13 protein-coding genes are annotated in these 17,212 nt (G+C 69.0%); 8 read left to right on the top strand and 5 right to left on the bottom strand.

Features of this window, described 5'->3' with window-relative positions; translation table 11 throughout:
* Positions 1 to 43 precede the first annotated feature (43 nt).
* From OEB96_RS19410 to OEB96_RS19420, 3 genes are all read right to left on the bottom strand, one after another.
* Positions 44 to 2,089, bottom strand: coding sequence for a TolB family protein (locus OEB96_RS19410; protein WP_266217747.1), 2,046 nt, complete (start codon positions 2,087 to 2,089; stop codon positions 44 to 46).
* 78 nt (positions 2,090 to 2,167) lie between these two features.
* On the bottom strand, positions 2,168 to 2,413 hold the full coding sequence (locus OEB96_RS19415) for a hypothetical protein (protein WP_266217749.1): 246 nt from the start codon (positions 2,411 to 2,413) through the stop codon (positions 2,168 to 2,170).
* 177 nt (positions 2,414 to 2,590) lie between these two features.
* The gene (locus OEB96_RS19420; RefSeq protein WP_266217751.1) at positions 2,591 to 4,642 is read right to left on the bottom strand and encodes a PrkA family serine protein kinase; all 2,052 of its coding nucleotides are present in this window, start codon (positions 4,640 to 4,642) and stop codon (positions 2,591 to 2,593) included.
* A gap of 205 nt (positions 4,643 to 4,847) precedes the next feature.
* On the opposite strand from OEB96_RS19420, the gene OEB96_RS19425 reads away from it, so the two are divergent.
* Both OEB96_RS19425 and OEB96_RS19430 read left to right on the top strand, forming a co-directional pair.
* Complete coding sequence (locus OEB96_RS19425; protein ID WP_266217752.1) at positions 4,848 to 5,963, top strand: DUF444 family protein; 1,116 nt, start codon at positions 4,848 to 4,850, stop codon at positions 5,961 to 5,963.
* A gap of 3 nt (positions 5,964 to 5,966) precedes the next feature.
* A complete protein-coding gene (locus OEB96_RS19430; protein ID WP_266217754.1) occupies positions 5,967 to 7,469 on the top strand; it encodes a SpoVR family protein in 1,503 nt (500 codons plus the stop codon).
* A gap of 13 nt (positions 7,470 to 7,482) precedes the next feature.
* Here the strand turns inward: OEB96_RS19430 and OEB96_RS19435 are convergent, their stop codons facing one another.
* Positions 7,483 to 8,856, bottom strand: a complete 1,374-nt coding sequence (locus tag OEB96_RS19435) for a sodium:solute symporter family transporter (RefSeq protein WP_266217756.1) — start codon at positions 8,854 to 8,856, stop codon at positions 7,483 to 7,485.
* A gap of 185 nt (positions 8,857 to 9,041) precedes the next feature.
* Between OEB96_RS19435 and OEB96_RS19440 the strand changes: the two genes are divergently transcribed.
* The 5 genes from OEB96_RS19440 to OEB96_RS19460 all read left to right on the top strand — a co-directional run bounded on the left by OEB96_RS19440 (position 9,042) and on the right by OEB96_RS19460 (position 15,034).
* The gene (locus OEB96_RS19440; RefSeq protein ID WP_266217758.1) at positions 9,042 to 11,018 is read left to right on the top strand and encodes a hypothetical protein; all 1,977 of its coding nucleotides are present in this window, start codon (positions 9,042 to 9,044) and stop codon (positions 11,016 to 11,018) included.
* A gap of 156 nt (positions 11,019 to 11,174) precedes the next feature.
* Positions 11,175 to 11,996 (top strand): PP2C family protein-serine/threonine phosphatase, encoded by an 822-nt coding sequence (locus tag OEB96_RS19445; RefSeq protein ID WP_266217760.1) that lies wholly within the window; start codon positions 11,175 to 11,177, stop codon positions 11,994 to 11,996.
* Positions 11,997 to 12,033: 37 nt separating this feature from the next.
* A complete protein-coding gene (locus OEB96_RS19450; RefSeq protein ID WP_266217761.1) occupies positions 12,034 to 12,843 on the top strand; it encodes a lysophospholipid acyltransferase family protein in 810 nt (269 codons plus the stop codon).
* A 12-nt stretch (positions 12,844 to 12,855) separates the two neighbouring features.
* Positions 12,856 to 14,346, top strand: a complete 1,491-nt coding sequence (locus OEB96_RS19455; protein ID WP_266217763.1) for a golvesin C-terminal-like domain-containing protein — start codon at positions 12,856 to 12,858, stop codon at positions 14,344 to 14,346.
* Complete coding sequence (locus OEB96_RS19460; protein ID WP_266217765.1) at positions 14,306 to 15,034, top strand: MBL fold metallo-hydrolase; 729 nt, start codon at positions 14,306 to 14,308, stop codon at positions 15,032 to 15,034. The genes OEB96_RS19455 and OEB96_RS19460 overlap by 41 nt, the downstream gene beginning before the upstream one ends.
* 15 nt (positions 15,035 to 15,049) lie before the next feature.
* On the opposite strand, the gene OEB96_RS19465 is transcribed toward OEB96_RS19460, so the two are convergent.
* Entirely contained in the window at positions 15,050 to 15,265 is a 216-nt protein-coding gene (locus OEB96_RS19465; protein ID WP_266217766.1) for a hypothetical protein, read from the bottom strand.
* Positions 15,266 to 15,452: 187 nt separating this feature from the next.
* Between OEB96_RS19465 and OEB96_RS19470 the strand changes: the two genes are divergently transcribed.
* Complete coding sequence (locus OEB96_RS19470) at positions 15,453 to 17,171, top strand: DUF1592 domain-containing protein (RefSeq protein WP_266217768.1); 1,719 nt, start codon at positions 15,453 to 15,455, stop codon at positions 17,169 to 17,171.
* Positions 17,172 to 17,212: the final 41 nt, after the last annotated feature.

Below are 17,212 nucleotides of genomic sequence, written 5' to 3' on the forward strand. Positions count from 1 at the left end.
AGCCCAGTCGAGCCCAGTCGAGTCCAGTCGTGGTGGCGCCGAGCTATGAGCCGCCGAGCACCGCGTGCTGCCCCACGCGTTCGAAGCGATCATTGCCGTCGAACTCGCTGGTGAAGACCACCGCCTTGCCGTCGGCGGTGAAGCGCGGGCGTCGGTGGATGGTCTCGGGGTTCTTGGCGACCGTGGTCGCAGGCTTGGCGCCGTCGAGCCGCATCACCTGGACCTCGTGTCCGCGGTCGGTGGTGTAGGCGATCATGGTGCCGTCGGGGGCGAGCGCGAGGTCCTCGAACTCCACGCCGATCTCGACCGCGGTGACCGTGAACGACTCGGTGGGCAGCGAGACCACCATGGTGCCCGCCGGCACGAAGGCCGGGCGCGGGAGCGCGGAATCGCCGGTCGGGGGCTCGGGGATCGCGGTGGGCTCGATTCCGTCGGCCGGCGCCTGGGCCATTGCGGCTGCCTCGGTCTTGGCATCGGCCTGCGCGAGCGCGGTGAACATCGCCTGGGCGCCATCGAACAGGTCGGCCACGCTCGTGGTGCTGCGCAGTCGCAAGAGCTTGCCGCCCCATGGATGCACCGTCAGCAGGTCGAGCCCGCCGTTGCCCGGGACCGCGAGCAGCGGATACGGGTTGGTGTGCTCGCCGAGCAGCGAGCCGGGGATCGCCACCGCGTGTGCGTCGGCGATCCGCGCCAGGTAGATCCAGGTCTGCCCGGGGATCGGCGGTGGCGTTGGCTCGGCGGGCTCGGCGGGCTCGCCGTCCTCTTCGTCGAATGCGAGGTCGTAGGGATCGTCGGGCTCGGGCTCGGGGGGCGGCTCGTAGGTGCAGGAGATCGCGAGGTGCTCTCCATCGAGCCACACCGGATCTCCAACGCGGGTGCAGCCGGGCAGCGGCAGCACCTGCGGACGATCGACCCCGGCCGTCCACACCCGCACCGTGGGCTCCGCCGAGGGATGGGCGACGCGAAGCACCTGCCCCGAGACGTAGGGCTCGCCCCATGACAGCTCGAAGACGTCGGCTTGCGGCACGACGCCCCGCCGCGTGAAGGCGCAGGCCCCGGCGCCCACGTCGAGGGTCCAGAGCTCGAGTCCGTTGCCCGAGGCCAGCATGACCACGTCGCCTCGCGAGGACGTGATCATCTCGTTGGCATCGAGCGGAAGAAGACCCCCGCGCAGGGATCCGCAGCGCTGTCGCTGCTCGAGCGCGGCGCTGCCGGGCGGGTGGTACCAGAGCTCGAGCTCGGTCCCGGGCTGCAGCGAGACCTCGGGCTCGCGCGGAGCCTCGAGGGTTCGCGTGCTTCGCAGGCTCAGCACGGTCCCATCGCCCAGCGGCAGCACCTCGGTGGTCTCGAGCGGAGCCGCGAGCACGACCGGCTTGGGTGCGGCCTGCTCGGCGTCGACCAGCGCTTCTGCCCTTGCGCGCACGTCCTTGGTCACGCGGCCATCGAGCAGGCCATAGGCGCCGTGGAGAGCGACGGCCGGCTCGATCTTGCGGTGGAGCTCCACCGCGTCGATGGGCAGCTGGGACTCGGCGAACAGGGTGCCGGCGAGGCGGTCCTGCCCGAACGCGGCGCGCAGCACCTGCACGTAGGGGGGCAGGGGCAGAGCGCTCGTGGCGGCGTCCACGGTGACCTTGGGAGGCATGCCCAGCTCGCCCACGCTGAACACGGCGAAGCGGTGCTCGGTGGTCACGGTCGCCGAGTCACCGGTGACGGTGATGCCATCGATGCCATGGGCCGAGGGGTCTTCGAGCGCGACGTAGCCGATGCCGAGCACGTCGGCATGGTGCAGGATGGCCTCGATGCCCTGCTTGCCCTCGCCGCCCGGATCCTTGGCCCCGGCGGCGGCGAGGGCCTCGAACGTGCCGTGCCGTACATCGAAGCCGAGCTCTCCCAGGGTCGCGGCCACGTCGACGGCGTCGGCGGCGACCACGAGCAGCCGGCTCGGATCCTCGCGCTCGCCCACCGGTCCGGGCGGGCGGGTGTAGTACCAGGCGCCAGCGCCGAGCGCTGCGACGGCGAGCAACCCGAAGAAGATCTTGGGGCCCTTGGGCTTGACCATTCGGATGTTGGTCAGCGAGGCATCGGACATCGCCCAGGAGCATCGCACGACCCGCACGCGTGGGGTGGCGTTCGTGTTCGCCGCCCGTACGAGCCGATTGCGACCGACTCAGAGCGCCAGGTCGATCTCTCGCCCCGTGGCGGGGTCTCGCAGGACGATCCGCTGCCCCTTGGCCTTGGCCTGCTGCACCGTCTGCAGCAGCCCCAGCGCCTGCCCGACCACCTCACCCGGCGTCTTGGCCTCGAGCTGCTTGGCCAGCTCGACCAAGAGCATCGCCGTACGCCCGGGAATCTCGATCACGACCGGCCCCACCGCAGACCCCGGTCCCACCTCCTGCTTCGGATCAAAGACCATCACGATTCTCCAGTTCCTGTTCGTGGTCCCCACCAGGAGGGCAACGCCCGACCGCCGGGGAGGGGGCCCCGGGACGGCTTTGCCGGCCCGGGGGAGGGGCTGCGAAGCGCTGCGAAGCCCCTCCAACCATGCGTAGAGCCTAGTCCCTCCCCCGGAGCGAAGCTCCGGGATGAGGGACTAGTCGCCCTTGATCTCGCCGCGGGCGAAGATGGAGGCCACGTAGGTCAGCACGTCGGTGGCCGAGACCTCGTCGTAGCCGTAGTTGCGGATGAGGCGCTGCTTGACCACCTCGATCTTGGCCTGGGCTTCCTTGTCGACCACGTTGGACACCAGGCTGGTGAGCTTGATGCTGTCCTTCTGATCCTCGAACAGCTTGAGCTCGAGGGCCTTGAACAGGCGCTCGTTGGTGCGGAAGTCGAACTGCTTGCCCTCGATGGCCAGCGCGCCGATGTAGTTCATGATCTCGCGCCGGAAGTCGTCCTTGCGGCTCTCGGGCACGTCGATCTTGCTCTCGATCGACCGCATCAGTCGCTCGTCGGGCTCCTCGTCCTGGCCGGTGTAGGGGTTCTTGACCTTCTCACGCTGGGTGTAGGCCTTGACGTTGTCGATGTAGTTGCCGCAGAGGCGGGCGATCGCATCGTCGTCGGCCGAGATCGCGCGCTGGACCTCGTTCTTGACGATGTCCTCGTACTCCTGCTTGACCACCGCGAGCAGGTCCGCGTAGCGCTTGCGGTCCTCCTCGTTGGTGATGAGGCTGTGGTTGCGCAGCCCCGACTCGAGCTCGTTCATCACCATGAACGGGTTGATGCTCATCTGGCCGCGATCGCTGACCAGGCAGTTGGCCAGCTTGTCCTGCACGAAGCGGGCGCTGATGCCGTCCATGCCCTCGCGGTTGGCCTCCTTGCGCAGCTCCTTGACCGTGTCCTGGGTGTGCCCGGGCAGCGTCTTGCCGTCGTAGAGCTTGAGCTTCTGCAGCGGCGAGAGCTGGTGCTTCTTGGGATCCTCGAGCCGCGTGAGCACGGCCCACATCGCGGCCATCTCGAGCGTGTGGGGGGCGATGAAGCGGCCGCGCACGCGCTTGGGGTTGTAGTCCTTGGCGTAGATCTTGATCTCCTCGCTGAGCTTGGTGATGTAGGGGATGTCGATCTTCACCGTGCGGTCGCGAAGCGCCTCCATGAAGCGGTTCTCGAGCAGGCGCTGGTACTCGGCCTCGTTGGTGTGGCCGATGATGACCTCGTCGATGTCGGTCTGGGCGAACTTCTTGGGCTTGATCTTCTGCTCCTGCGTGGCACCGAGCAGGTCGTAGAGGAACGCCACGTCGAGCTTGAGGATCTCGACGAACTCGATGATGCCGCGGTTGGCGACGTTGAACTCGCCGTCGAAGTTGAACGCCCGCGGATCGGAATCGCTGCCGTACTCGGCGATGCGGCGGTAGTTGATCTCGCCGGTGAGCTCGGTGCTGTCCTGGTTCTTCTCGTCCTTGGGCTGGAAGGTGCCGATGCCCACGCGGTCCTGCTCGCTGATGAGCAGGCGTCGCACTCGCACGTGGGTCATGACCTTGGCCCAGTCGCCCTTGTGGTGCTCGAGCAGCGCGCCGTAGATGTAGCGGCAGGCGGGGTTGAGATCGCCGCGCACCCACGGGCGGAATCCGTCCTGCTCGAGCCCGAGGTCGGTGATCGCCTGCTCGCGCCAGTCGGCCGGGATCAGCTTGAGCGGCTCCTCGTGCATGGCCGAGGGGAACACCTCCTGGCCGGCGGTGAGGTGGCGCAGGTCGGGCGGCAGCACCCACTCATAGGTGAACAGCGCTCCCTCGGGGGTGCGGCTGTACTCCTCGAGGCCCTTCTTGAGCAGCCGCGCGATGGTGCTCTTGGCCGAGCCCACCGGGCCGTGCAGGAGCAGGATGCGCTTCTCGGTGCCGTAGCGCATGGCCGCGGCCTTGAGCACGTTGACCAGCCGCATCAGGGGGATGTCGAGCCCGAAGATCGCGTCGCGGCCGCCGTGGGCCTCGTCGTCGAAGAAGCGGTAGTGGACGATCTTCTTCTTGTTGTCGACGTACTCCTGCGTCCCGTGGGACATGATGAGATCGTAGACGCGCTCGTGGGCGGTGCGGGCGATGCGGGGGTTGGTGCGCACCAGCTCGAGGTATTCCTCGAAGGTCCCCGACCAGTGGAGGTCCTCGTAGCGCTTGAAGTCCTGCAGGGCGGAGATGCGATCGACGAGCGTGGGCATGGTTTTCGAGGCTGCGATGATACACTAGCCTGGCGCCCCAGGGGGACGCGCCCTTCCGTACCCCGTAACCCCGTACGAGCCAGCGCAGCGCCCGTCCCGCCAAACGTCTCGGCCAATCGTCTCGGGCCAATCATCTCGGGGAGGCCGTACCCGAGCCCCGCGCTCTCGCACTTCTCGGTTTCGCTCCGTCCCGCAGGCTCCGCCGATGATCTCTCGCATCGACAAAGACCACAGCCGCTTCCGCGAGATCGTGCGCGGCAAGATCCGGCAGAACCTTCGCAAGTACATCTCGCGCGGCGACCTGATGAGTCGCAAGGGCAAGGACACGGTGTCCATTCCCATGCCGCAGATCGACATCCCGCGCTTCACCCTCGGCGGCAACCAAAAGTCCGGCGTGGGTCAGGGCGACGGCGAGCCCGGCGATCCCATCGGGGGCGATCCGCAGGACGGCGGGCAGCCCGGCAAGGGCGAGGCCGGGCAGGGCGAGGGGCAAAAGGCGCTCGAGGTCGAGGTCACGCTCGACGAGCTGGCCGCGATCCTCGGCGAGGAGCTGGGCCTGCCGCGCATCGAGCCCAAGGGCAGCGAGGCGCTCGACACCAAGAAGGACCGCTACATCAGCCTGCGCTCCACCGGTCCCGAGTCGCTGCGCTCGTTCAAGGCCACGTTCAAGCGCGCGCTGCGTCGACAGGTGGCCAGCGGGACCTACCAGCCGGGGCGCCCCATCATCGTGCCCGTGCGCGAGGATCGGCGCTATCGCTCGTGGCGCACCGAGCCACGCCCGCAATCCAACGCGGTCATCATCTACATGATGGACGTGTCGGGCTCGATGGGCGACGAGCAGAAGGAGATCGTGCGCATCGAGTCGTTCTGGATCGACACCTGGCTGCGCAGCCAGTACCAGGGGCTCGAGAGCCGCTACATCATCCACGACGCCAGCGCACGGCTGGTCGACCGCGAGGTGTTCTTTCGCACCCGCGAGTCGGGCGGCACCATGATCAGCTCGGCCTACAAGGTGTGCGCCGAGCTGATCGAGAAGGAGTTCTCGCCGGAGAACTGGAACATCTACGCGTTCCACTTCAGCGACGGCGACAACTGGTCGGTCGACGACACCTCGACCTGCATTGGCCTGCTGCGCAACGTGCTGCTGCCCGCGTGCAACCAGTTCGGCTACGGCCAGGTCGAGAGCCCCTATGGCTCGGGGCAGTTCATCAAGGACATCAAGGGCTCGTTCGGCGACCACCCCAAGCTGGTCACCTCCGAGATCACCAGCAAGGACGACATCATGGACTCCATTCGCGAGTTCCTGAAGAGGGGGCGATAGTCCATGGCGCCGATCAGCGGGTCGCTGCGCGACCTCCAAGCCGAGATCCAGGGCTACGCCGACGAGTACTCGCTGCAGTACTTCACCCAGGTGTTCGAGATCGTCGACTACGAGCAGATGTGCGAGATCGCGGCCTACGGCGGCTTCCCCGTGCGCTACCCCCACTGGCGCTTCGGGATGGAGTACGACCACATGATCAAGAGCCACACCTACGGGCTCTCCAAGATCTACGAGCTGGTCATCAACACCGACCCCTGCTACGCGTACCTGCTCGAGGGCAACAGCTTCGCCGACCAGAAGCTGGTGATGTGCCACGTCTACGGGCACAACGACTTCTTCAAGAACAACCGGTTCTTCGCCCCCACCGACCGGCGCATGATCGACGTGATGGCCAACAATGCCTCGCGCGTGCGCCGCTACATGGATCGGCACGGGGTGGTCACGGTCGAGTCGTTCATCGACGTGTGCCTGTCGATCGACAATCTCATCGATCCCTGGGCTCCGTTTCGCGAGCCGCCCAAGAAGGGCAAGGCGGCGGCCGCCGTCGACGAGGAAGAGGACGTGCACCGGCTCCGCAACGTGCGGGGCTACCTCGAGGACTACATCAATCCACCCGACTTCATCGCCAAGCAGCGCGAGAAGGCCAAGGCCGAGAAGGAGGCCAGCAAGCGCAAGCTGCCGGCCCGACCCGAGCGCGACGTGCTGGGCTTCCTGATGCAGCACGCTCCGCTCGACGCGTGGGAGGCCGACGTGCTCGGCATCATTCGCGAGGAGGCCTACTACTTCCTGCCCCAGATGCAGACCAAGATCATGAACGAGGGCTGGGCCAGCTACTGGCACAGCCGGCTCATGACCGAGCGGGCGCTGCGGGACTCCGAGGTCATCGACTACGCCGACGCCTGCGCGGGGGTGATGTCGATGGCGCCCGGACAGCTCAATCCCTACAAGATCGGCATCGAGCTGTTTCGCGACATCGAGCGCCGCTGGGACATGGGGCGCTTCGGCGCGGCGTGGGAGGACTGCGACGATCTGCGGGCCAAGGCCGAGTGGGACCAGCAGCTGGGCAAGGGGCGCGACAAGATCTTCGAGGTGCGGCGGCTCTACAACGACGTCACCTTCATCGACGAGTTCTTCACCCTCGACTTCGCGCGCGAGCAGAAGTTCTTCACGTTCCAGGAGAACCGTCGCTCGGGCCGGCTGGAGATCGAGAGCCGCGAGTTCGCCAAGATCAAGAACAAGCTGCTGGCGATGCTCACCAACTTCGGCCAGCCGTTCATCTACGTGGTGGACGCCAACCACCTCAATCGCGGCGAGCTGCTGCTCGGGCACCGCCACGAGGGGCAGGACCTCAAGGTCGACTATGCGCGAGACACCCTGCGCAACCTCGAGCGGATCTGGCGACGACCGGTGTCGATCCTCACCATGATCGACGACAAGCCCAAGCGGATCCGGTTCGATGGCTCGGAGGTGACGATCTCCGACGAGCCGGCGGCGTTTCGGGTGTGACGTCGTCCGACGCTCACGCCTGGCTCGCGACGCGGCGGTGCTCGATCAGGGCCACCATCGCGTAGCCCGCGGCGGCGCACAGCAGCGACCATAGATAGGCGACCGGGCTCCCCAGTCCGTGGGCGAACAGCAGCCACGAGCCCGCGCCGAGGCCCAGGGCCGTGAGGGCGGCGGCAGGACCTCCCACCCGACCGGTCAGGGCCAGCGTGCCGATCACGAACACCCCCGCGCTGCCGAACGCCGAGGCCTCCTGGACCAGGCCATGCACGCTCTCGCTGCCGTGCGCGAGCCCATAGGCCAGCAGGCCCAGCCCCACCACGCTGACCCGGGCCACCCGCAGCGCGGTCCGATCGTCTCGTTGGCGCACGGAGGCGGGCAGCAGGTTGTGGGCCACCAGCGAGCCGCAGGCGAGCAGGGCGCTGTCGACCGTGGAGAGGATGGCCGACACCAGCGCGCCGCTCAGCACCAGGAACCCGAGCTCGCCGAGGTAGTGTCGCGTGACGGCCGGGAGCACCGCGTCGGCCTGGTCGAGGCCCGGAACCACCGTGCGACCGAGCAGGCCGAGCATCACCGGGATCACGCCCACCACCAGGTAGATGGCGCCGGCACCCATCGTGGCCCGACGGGCCAGGGTGGCGCTGCGGGCCGAGGACATCCGCATCACGAGCTCCTGGGCGAACAGCGAGCCCAGCACGGGGATCGCCCAGTCGTTGAGGGTGGTGAGGAAGCCCGCGCCGGGCTCGGGGCTCGTCGGGGTCGCGGCCGTGTTGGCGGGCTCGAGCACGGCACCCAGATCCGGCAGCGCGACCACCAGCAGGACCACGAGACCTCCGATGAGCACCACGCCTTGCAGCACGTCGGTGTAGGCGTCGGCGAGCATGCCCCCGGTGGCCGTGTAGGCCAGGACGATCACGATCGCGATCCCCATGCCCGCCTCGGGTGACAGGTCTGCCGCCAGCCCGACCACCGTGCCGAACGCACGGATCTGGGCCGCGGCCCACAGCAGCGAGCCGGGGATGATGAGGAGGGCCACGGTGCGCTCCACCGCGGGCGAGTAGCGGTCGCGGAAGAGGTCGGCCAGGGTCACCGTGCCGCGACGCCACAGCGGCCCCGCCAGCAGGGCGCCCATCAGCAGCAGGCACAGGCCATAGCCGAAGGGATCGGCCGACACCGCGCTCGGCCCCTCGGCGTAGACCTGGCCCGCCGCGCCCACGCAGGTCTCGGCCCCGAACCAGGTGGCGAACACCGAGGCGGTGGCGAGCAGCGGCCCCAGGCTTCGACCCGCCACGAGGTAGTCGTTCTCGTTGCGGATCCGCCGGGAGACGATCACCCCAACACCGAGCTGAAGCGCGACGTACAGCAGCAGCATCAGCAGCGCGGGGCTCATGGGCGGCGCGCAGGATACACGCAGCCCGCGCGTCGGGCCGAGAACGGTCGTGGGACGCCGGTGCGGCCGCGAATCGAGGGGAGTCGACCCACGGCCCGGGGCACGATCGATGGGCCACGCACGGGGAACGCTCACTGGCGTCCAGGCTTGTCCGTGCCCTCGTGTCCGTCGATAGTCGCTCGGACATGCGGAGCAAGCTGGCCTACCTCACCGCCCTCGGAATGTTGACCGTCGCGTGCAGCGACGACATCCCGGCCACCCCCGACTCGAGCACCGGCGACGACGACACCACCACCACCACCACCAGTCCCACCGTCGACCCGACCACGACCACGGTCACCGCGACCGATACGATGGCCGACACCGACACCGCGACCGATACGATGGTGGACACCACCATGGGGAGCCTCGACTCCTCCAGCGGCAGCGGGTCGAGCGGCAGCGACTCGAGCAGCGGCGGGCCGAGCTGCGGCGACGACGTGGCCGAGGGCGACGAGGTCTGCGACGGCAGCGATCTCGCCGGCGAGGATTGCATCAGCCAGGGCTTCGACGCCGGGATGCTGGCGTGCGCGGCCGACTGCTCCGACTTCGATGCGAGCGGCTGCGTCTCCTTCATGTGCGGCAACGACGTCATCGAGGGCATGGAGACCTGTGATGGCAGCGACCTCGGCGGCGAGGACTGCATCAGCCAGGGCTTCGACGCGGGCGCGCTGGGCTGTGACCCGGGCTGCATGGCCTTCGACATCACCGGCTGCGTCTCCTTCATGTGTGGCAACGACGTCATCGAGGGCATGGAGACCTGCGACGGCACCGATCTCGGCGGTCAGGACTGCATCGGCCAGGGCTTCGATGCGGGCACGCTGGGCTGCGACCCGGGCTGCATGGCCTTCGACACCAGCGGCTGCATCGCCTTCATGTGCGGCAACGGGGTCATCGAGGGCGCCGAGGTCTGTGACGGCGCGAACCTGGGGGGCGAGACCTGCGTGACCCAGGGCTTCGGCGGCGGGATGCTGGGCTGCGACGTGGCGTGTGCGGCCTACGACACCACTGGGTGCACGTGCCTGGCCGAGGAGGACATCGGGTCCAGCACTGGCCCGGCGGTGACCTCGGGCAGCACGGTGGCCGAGGACGACACCCTGCCCATCAGCTGTGCCGCGGGGGGCGGAGCGGATCACGTGATCAGCTTCACCGCCGCCGTCGCCGGTGACCATACGTTCGACACCTTCGGTTCCGGCTACGACACCGCGCTGGCGATCTTCACGTTGTGTGCGGCCGGAGCCGAGCTCGCCTGCAACGACGACGCCCTCGGGGGCGGCCTCCAGTCGGAGCTCACGGTCAACCTCGCTGCGGGGCAGACCGTGTTCGTGGTGGTCGACGGCTTCTCGGGTGACATCGGCGACTGGGTGCTCAACATCACGCCCCCGGGAGACCTGAGCTGTGCCGAGGAGGACGTGGGCGGGGCCCTGGGAACCCCGGTGACGTCGGGCAGCACGGTGGGCGAGGACGACACCCTCGGCCAGAGCTGCGGCGCAGGAGCAGGGGTCGTCGATCACGTGGTGCTGTTCACCGCGCCGTTCGCCGGCGACTTCGTGTTCGACACGTTCGGCTCGGGCTACGACACGGCCCTCGCCGCGTTCGGTGACTGTGGCGGGCCGGAGCTGGCCTGCAACGACGACGCGGCCGGCGGTGGCCTCCAGTCCGAGATGGTCCTGACCCTGGCCGCCGGCGAGTCGGTCCTGATGGCGGTGGGCGGCTTCAACGGCGCCACCGGTGACTGGGTGCTCAACATCGGTCTGGCCTGCATCGAGACGGACATCGGGTCGTCGGTGGGCGCGGCCGTGGCCATGGGCACCACGGTGGGCGAGGACGAGGACCTGACCCAGAGCTGCGCCGGCGGTGGCTCGGTGGATCACGTGGTTCGCTTCGTCGCGCCGGTCACCACGTCCTACGTGTTCGACACGTTCGGCTCGACCTACGACACCGCGCTGTCGCTGCACGATGGCTGTGGCCTGGCCGACTTCGCGTGCAACGACGATGAGGCCGGCGGAAGCCTGCAGTCGGAACTCCAGACCAACCTCGTCGCTGGCCAGGAGGTCCTCATCGCGGTGAGCGGCTTCAGCGGGGCGACTGGCGACTGGATCCTCAACATCACCCAGCTCTAAGTGGTTGGCGCTGGCCGGAATCGGCCGGGGATCACGCGGTCGGGGGCACCCCCGACCTGCGCAAATCGTCAGTGATCTCGCGCGGGCCAGGCATGGGCACCCCCGTCCATGCCGTTCGTTCCGGAACGGGCCGTTCCTCGTGATATCGTCTCGCCCGTGCGGATCATCGCCTGGCCCGCCACCGACGTCGGTCGGGTGCGCAGCCACAACGAGGACAGCCACTTGGTGGACGGCGAGATCGGCCTCTATCTCGTCGCCGACGGCATGGGAGGCCACGCCGGAGGCGCCCACGCCTCCCAGCTGTGCGTGGACGTGGTCGACAAGGTGGTGCGTCGCGGGGTGGAGGCGCTGCGGTCGGTGCCCCAGCAGCATCGTGGGACCGCGATCTCCGAGCTGCTGTGCGCCGCGGCCAGCGAGGCGAGCGCGCGCATCTTCGATCAGGCGGCGGCCGACCATCGGCTCCAGGGCATGGGCACCACGCTCACCGGGATGCTGCTCTATGGTCGTCGCGGCTACGTGGTCCACGTGGGCGACAGCCGGGCGTTCCTGCTGCGCGGCGGGACCTGCCGTCAGCTCACCAACGATCACAGCTGGCTCAACGAGCAGCTCCAGGCCGGCCTCATCACCGAGGAAGAAGCGGCCGCCAGCGATCTCAAGCACATCATCACCCGCTCGGTGGGCTTCGAGCGCCACGTCGAGGCCGACGTGATCCCGTTCAACGTGCACCCGGGCGATGCCTTCCTGCTGTGCTCGGACGGCATGGCCAACTACATCGAGGCCGACGAGATCGCCGAGCTGGCGCGCGACCACTGGTACGCCGATCTGCCGCAGCTGTGCACCGATCTGGCCAACAAGCGCGGCGGCGACGACAACATCACCGTGGTGGTGGCGCTGGTGTGCAACGATCACGATCAGCGCCGGTCCACCCGTGACAACCGAGCCACCGTCACCGACACCCTCCCTCCGATGAAGCGCTGACGCGCCAATCCGGGCATGAGGGGGGCATGAGCGAGGCATGAGCACGAACGCACTCGTCAGAGTGGTCGATGGCACGCGCGCGGTGTTCAGCTGGCGCCGGTTCATCGGGCTGTGCCTGTGGTACTGCCCGTCCTCGGTGGTCGCCCGCGCGCTCACCGGCCCCAAGCTCCCGCAGATCATCATGCGTCGCTGGTGCGAGGGCATCGTGCGCGACGTGGGGATGCGGATCGCGGCGGAGGGCGTCGAGAAGGTCGCCGGCAAGCCGTCGATCATCGTGGCCAACCACGCCAGCTTGCTCGACATCCCGGCGCTGGGCTCGATGCTCGACATCGACTACCGCTGGGTGGCCAAGAAGCAGCTGTTCCGCGTGCCGCTGGTGGGCTGGCACCTGTGGGCGTGCGGGCACATCCCCGTGGATCGCAGGCGGGCCGGCAACCTCGAGCGCATGCAGGAGATGGTCGAGGCCGTGCTGGCCGCGGGAGGCTCGGTGGTGTTCTTTCCCGAGGGCACGCGCTCGCCCGATGGCGCGCTCAAGGCGTTCCGCAGCGGGGCGTTTGCGTGTGCCGTGGAGGCTGGGGCCCCCGTGCTGCCGATCGTGCTCGATGGGACCTACGAGCTGCTGGTCAAGGGCTCGTTGAATTTTCCGCGAGGTGCCAACCGACGGGTGCGCGTGCGCGTGCTCGATCGGGTCGAGGTGCCCCGCCCGTCGGCCCCCAAGGGGTCGGACGAGCACACCGCGGCCATCGAGTCGCTGCGTGACGACGTTCGGCGGCGGATGGTCGACGCGCTCGACGAGCTGCGCGGCGGCCCGGGGCGTGCCGAACAGCCTCCGCCTCCGTCGCCATGATACCTTGATCCCATGGTGCCTGCCTTGGTCCTGCTCGCCTTCGGAGGAGGGGTCGAGCGTCCGCCCGCCGAGTATGCACCCACGTTCGATGGGGCACCCGTCGTCGAAGCGCAGCACGGTCACGGTCACGCGCTTCCCCTGCGCTCGCCGGACGAGCCGGTGAAGGCCGGCCCGGATCTGCAGCTCCCCTGGCGCTGCGGTGGCGTCGAGTACTGCACCCAGGGGCACAATGGAGGCAGTCACACGGGAACCTCGGCGTGGGCGTGGGACTTCGCCCACCAGGAGGGCGAGGAGATCTGGGCGGTCTCGGCCGGTGTGGTCACGCACCTGCGCATGAACATGACCACGGGCGGCTGCAGCACCGACTACTCGGGCGGCGCCAACTACATCACCGTCGATCACGGCGACGGCACCTCGGTCGTGTATCTGCACATGCAGGCCAACTCGTCGCCGCTGGCGGTGGGTGAGGCGGTCGAGGTGGGCGACCTCGTGGCGAGGGTCGGCGCGACCGGCTACGCCTGCGGGGCGCACCTTCACATGCAGGTCCAGGACACCTGCGGGAGCTACTACTGCCAGTCGGTGCTCGGGAATTTCGCCGGCTACGGCGATCCCTCCGCCAGCACCCAGTACGAGAGCAACAACTGTCCCGAGTGCCCGCTTCTGCTCGACGGCGGTACGACCACCATCGACGACGAGGATGCGGGCTGCCTGGTGCGCCAGACCACCGCGTGGTGGAGCAGCTACCAGGGGCACGACGATCACCACTTGTGGACCCGGGCCATCGACGCCGCAGCTCCCGAGACGAGCGCGCGGTGGCGGTTCGGGGTGTCGGTGCCGGGCGACTACCGGGTGGAGGTGTTCGTCCCCGATGCCGATGCCGACACCACCAACGCCACCTACCTGGTGCATCACGCGGCGGGCACGACTCCGGTGGTGGTGGACCAGAGCACGCAAAAGGGCTGGCAAGAGCTCGGGGTGTTCGAGTTCGTCGGGAACGCGGGCGAGGGCATCGAGCTGGGTGACGACACCGGGGAGGCGGTGGGCCTCGATCGCCACGTGGCCTACGATGCGGTGCGCTTCACCTACGAGCCGGCGGCCGGGGACACCGGCGGCGAGACCTCGGCGGGAGACTCGGGCGACCCCGATCCCGACGGCACCGGTGGTCCGGGGGGCACGGGTGACGATGGTCCGGGGGGCACGAGCAATGGTGGTGGGGCCACCAGCGTGGGTCCCGGGGGTGGGGATGGGCCAGGCGACGGCACCGGGTTCGACGAGACCGACACGCGCGCGCTGCCACCCGGGTTCGGGGAGGACGAGAGCCCGGCCGGATGTGCCTGCCGCAGCGACGGGTCCTCGCCCGGGTACGCGCCCTCGGGGCTGATGGTGCTGGGGTTGCTGGGCTGGCGCCGCCGCCGGCGTCGACGAGGGGTCGATGCCGCCACGGTCGAGGTATCCTCCCGTGATGGCCGAGCTCCTCGTGCGTCAGCTCCTTGCCGGTCGTGACTTCGCCCAGCGTGATGGCGCGGCGGCGAGCATGCAGAACTTCGTGTACCTGCTCGGCGATCGCGAGGCGGGCGAGTGTCTGGTGGTCGATCCCGCGTGGGACGTGCAAGGCATCCTCGACGTCGCCGCCGCCGAGGGCTTGCGCGTGGTGGGGGCGCTGGTCACCCACTATCACCCCGATCACGTGGGCGGATCGATCTTCGGACTCGAGGTCGAGGGCTTGCCGACCCTGATGGCTCGGTGCCCGTGTCCGGTGCACGTGCACCGGGCCGAGGCCGAGGGCGTACGCGTGGTGACCGGCCTGTCGAAGTCCGACCTGGTCGAGCACGACTCGGGCGATCGGGTCGAGGTGGGCGGCCTGTCGATCGAGCTGCTGCACACGCCAGGACACACGCCAGGCTCGCAGTGCTTTCGGGTCAAGGCGACCGAGCGCGAGTCCGGCGGCGCGCTCGTGGCCGGCGACACCTTGTTCCTGCAGGGATGTGGCCGCGTGGATCTCCCCGGCGGCAACGTCGACGAGATGTATGCGACGCTGACCCAGCGGCTGTCGTCGTTGCCCGGCGACACCATGCTGCTACCCGGCCATGCCTATGGCGGCGAGCGGGCCACCATGGCGCACGTGCGCCAGACCAATCCGACCCTTCGGATCGAGAGCCTCGAGCGGTTCCGTGCCCGCATGGGCGGGTAGCCGCGCCCGGGGCCGCTACGAGTCGGCGGCGGTCGACCAGACCAGCTCGGGCAGCGTGGGAGCCAGGCGCGGCGGCGGGGCCGGACGCGACAGCAGCAAGCCCACGTAGCGCTCGGCGGCTCGACGCGCTTCGGTGGGGCGTGGCGCGAACAGCATGGACTCGAGCCAGTTGAAGCGCTCCGGCAGGGCCGGCGGGATCCGGGTGAGCACCAGGGGACGCGCGGGGTTCATGCAGCCATTGGGCAGATGCGGGGCCTTGGGGGCAAGAAACCTGCCAATCGCTCGCCGGCTCGGTTGCGCCCGCAGCTCGATCGCAGAACACGATGTGCTCGATCGTGCATGAATTACCTGCAAGCGACCCGTGAACCATCCATGAACCATCCGCGAATATGAGACACTACTTGCCAGGATGAGGGGGGTGGACGTGCACATGCTCGAAGGACGGCGCGGCGAGGACGCGCGTCGGCGACGGCTGGTGCTGGCGATCGGGCTCTGCACGGCGGCGTTGCTGCCGGGCTGCAAGCGGGGCTCCGACGACGGGATGGGCCTGAGCGTGGGCCTCGATGGCGGCGAGTCCGAGACGGCCGGCGATGACGGGGACGAGATCCCGGCCGATCTCGATCCGGCTCCGGCCACGCTGCGGCTGTTGCTGCAGCGACAGTACGTTGGGGCCGTGGAGGAACTCTTGGGCCCCGAGGCGGCCGCTGCGGCCGATCCACCCGAGAACCACGCCATCAATGGGTTCGATGCCGTGGGTGCAGCCCAGCTCGCGCTCGGCGACGCAGAAATCGACGCCTACGAGCGGTCGGCCCGCGCGGTGGCCGAGGCGGCCGCTGCCGCGGGCACGCTCGACACCTGGCTCGCGTGCGATCCCGTCGGTGCGGGCAACGAAGCATGCATTCGCCAGGTCGTGGGCAGCTTCGGGCGTCGAGCGTGGCGACGGCCGCTGACCGACGAGGAGATCGAGCGCTACACCGCGGTGGGCACCGCGGCGGCGGCAGACCTCGGCGGCTTCGAAGCCGGGCTGCGAGCGGCAATCGCAGCGCTCTTGCAGTCGCCGTACTTCCTCTATCAGGTCGAGGTGGGCGAGCCCGACCCCGATGATCCCTCGCGACGCCGGCTCACCCAGTACGAGCTGGCCAGCCGCATCTCGTTCTTCCTGCTCGACACCGTGCCCGACGCCGAGCTGCTCGACGACGCCGAGGCCGGCTTGCTGTACGACTCCGACGGCATTCGCGAGGCGGCGTGGCGCCTGCTCGAGCGTCCGCGTGCGCGGGAGAGCCTGGGCGAGTTCTTCGGCGAGGCCTGGCGGCTGCGCAACCTCGTGGGCCTGCCCAAGGACCTGGCGACCTTCCCGCAGTGGACCCCCGAGCTGGCCGAGGCCATGCGGGGCGAGACGCTGGCGCTGATCGAGGACCTCGCGTGGGAGCAGGAGGCCGACTTCCGCGAGGTCTTCATGGCCGACTACACCTTCGTCAACGCCCGCCTCGGCTTCCACTATGGCCTTCCCGGAGCGGCCGAGCTGTCCGACACGCACACCAAGGTGAGCCTGGCCGGGCACGACAAGCGCGGCGGCCTGTTTGGCCACGGCGGCTTCTTGAGCCTGCTGGGCCACGTGTCGAGCACCTCGCCCACCCTGCGTGGCAAGTTCGTGCTCGAGAACATCCTGTGCCGCACGGTGCCGCCCCCACCACCAGGCGTGGTGACCGATCTGCCCACCAACGACGGCAGCGTCACCATGCGCGAGCGCCTGGAGGCGCACATGTCCGATCCAAGCTGCCGGGGCTGCCACGAGATGATGGATCCCATCGGCTTCGGGCTGGAGAACTACGACGGGATTGGACGCTTTCGCACCGAGGACAACGGGCAGCCCATCGACTCGAGCGCCGTGCTCGATGGCGAGGCCTTCGACGGTGCGGCGAGCCTGGGCACGATCGTGGCCAGCAGCCCCGACTCGGCCCACTGTCTGGTGCGCAACCTCTATAGGCACGCCACCGGGCACATCGAGGGGCCGGGCGAAGAGGACGCCTTGCTCGTCATCGAGGATGCCTTCGCCGAGAGCGGCTACCGCATGCAGGACCTCATGGTCGAGATCGTGGCGAGCCCCGCCTTCCGCGTGGTCGCCGAGCCGGAGTGAGCATCATGGTCAGCAAGCGATTCCGACTGAGTCGACGAACG

This window comes from Paraliomyxa miuraensis (genome assembly GCF_026337845.1).
Taxonomy (GTDB): Bacteria; Myxococcota_A; Polyangia; order Nannocystales; family Nannocystaceae; genus Paraliomyxa; species Paraliomyxa miuraensis.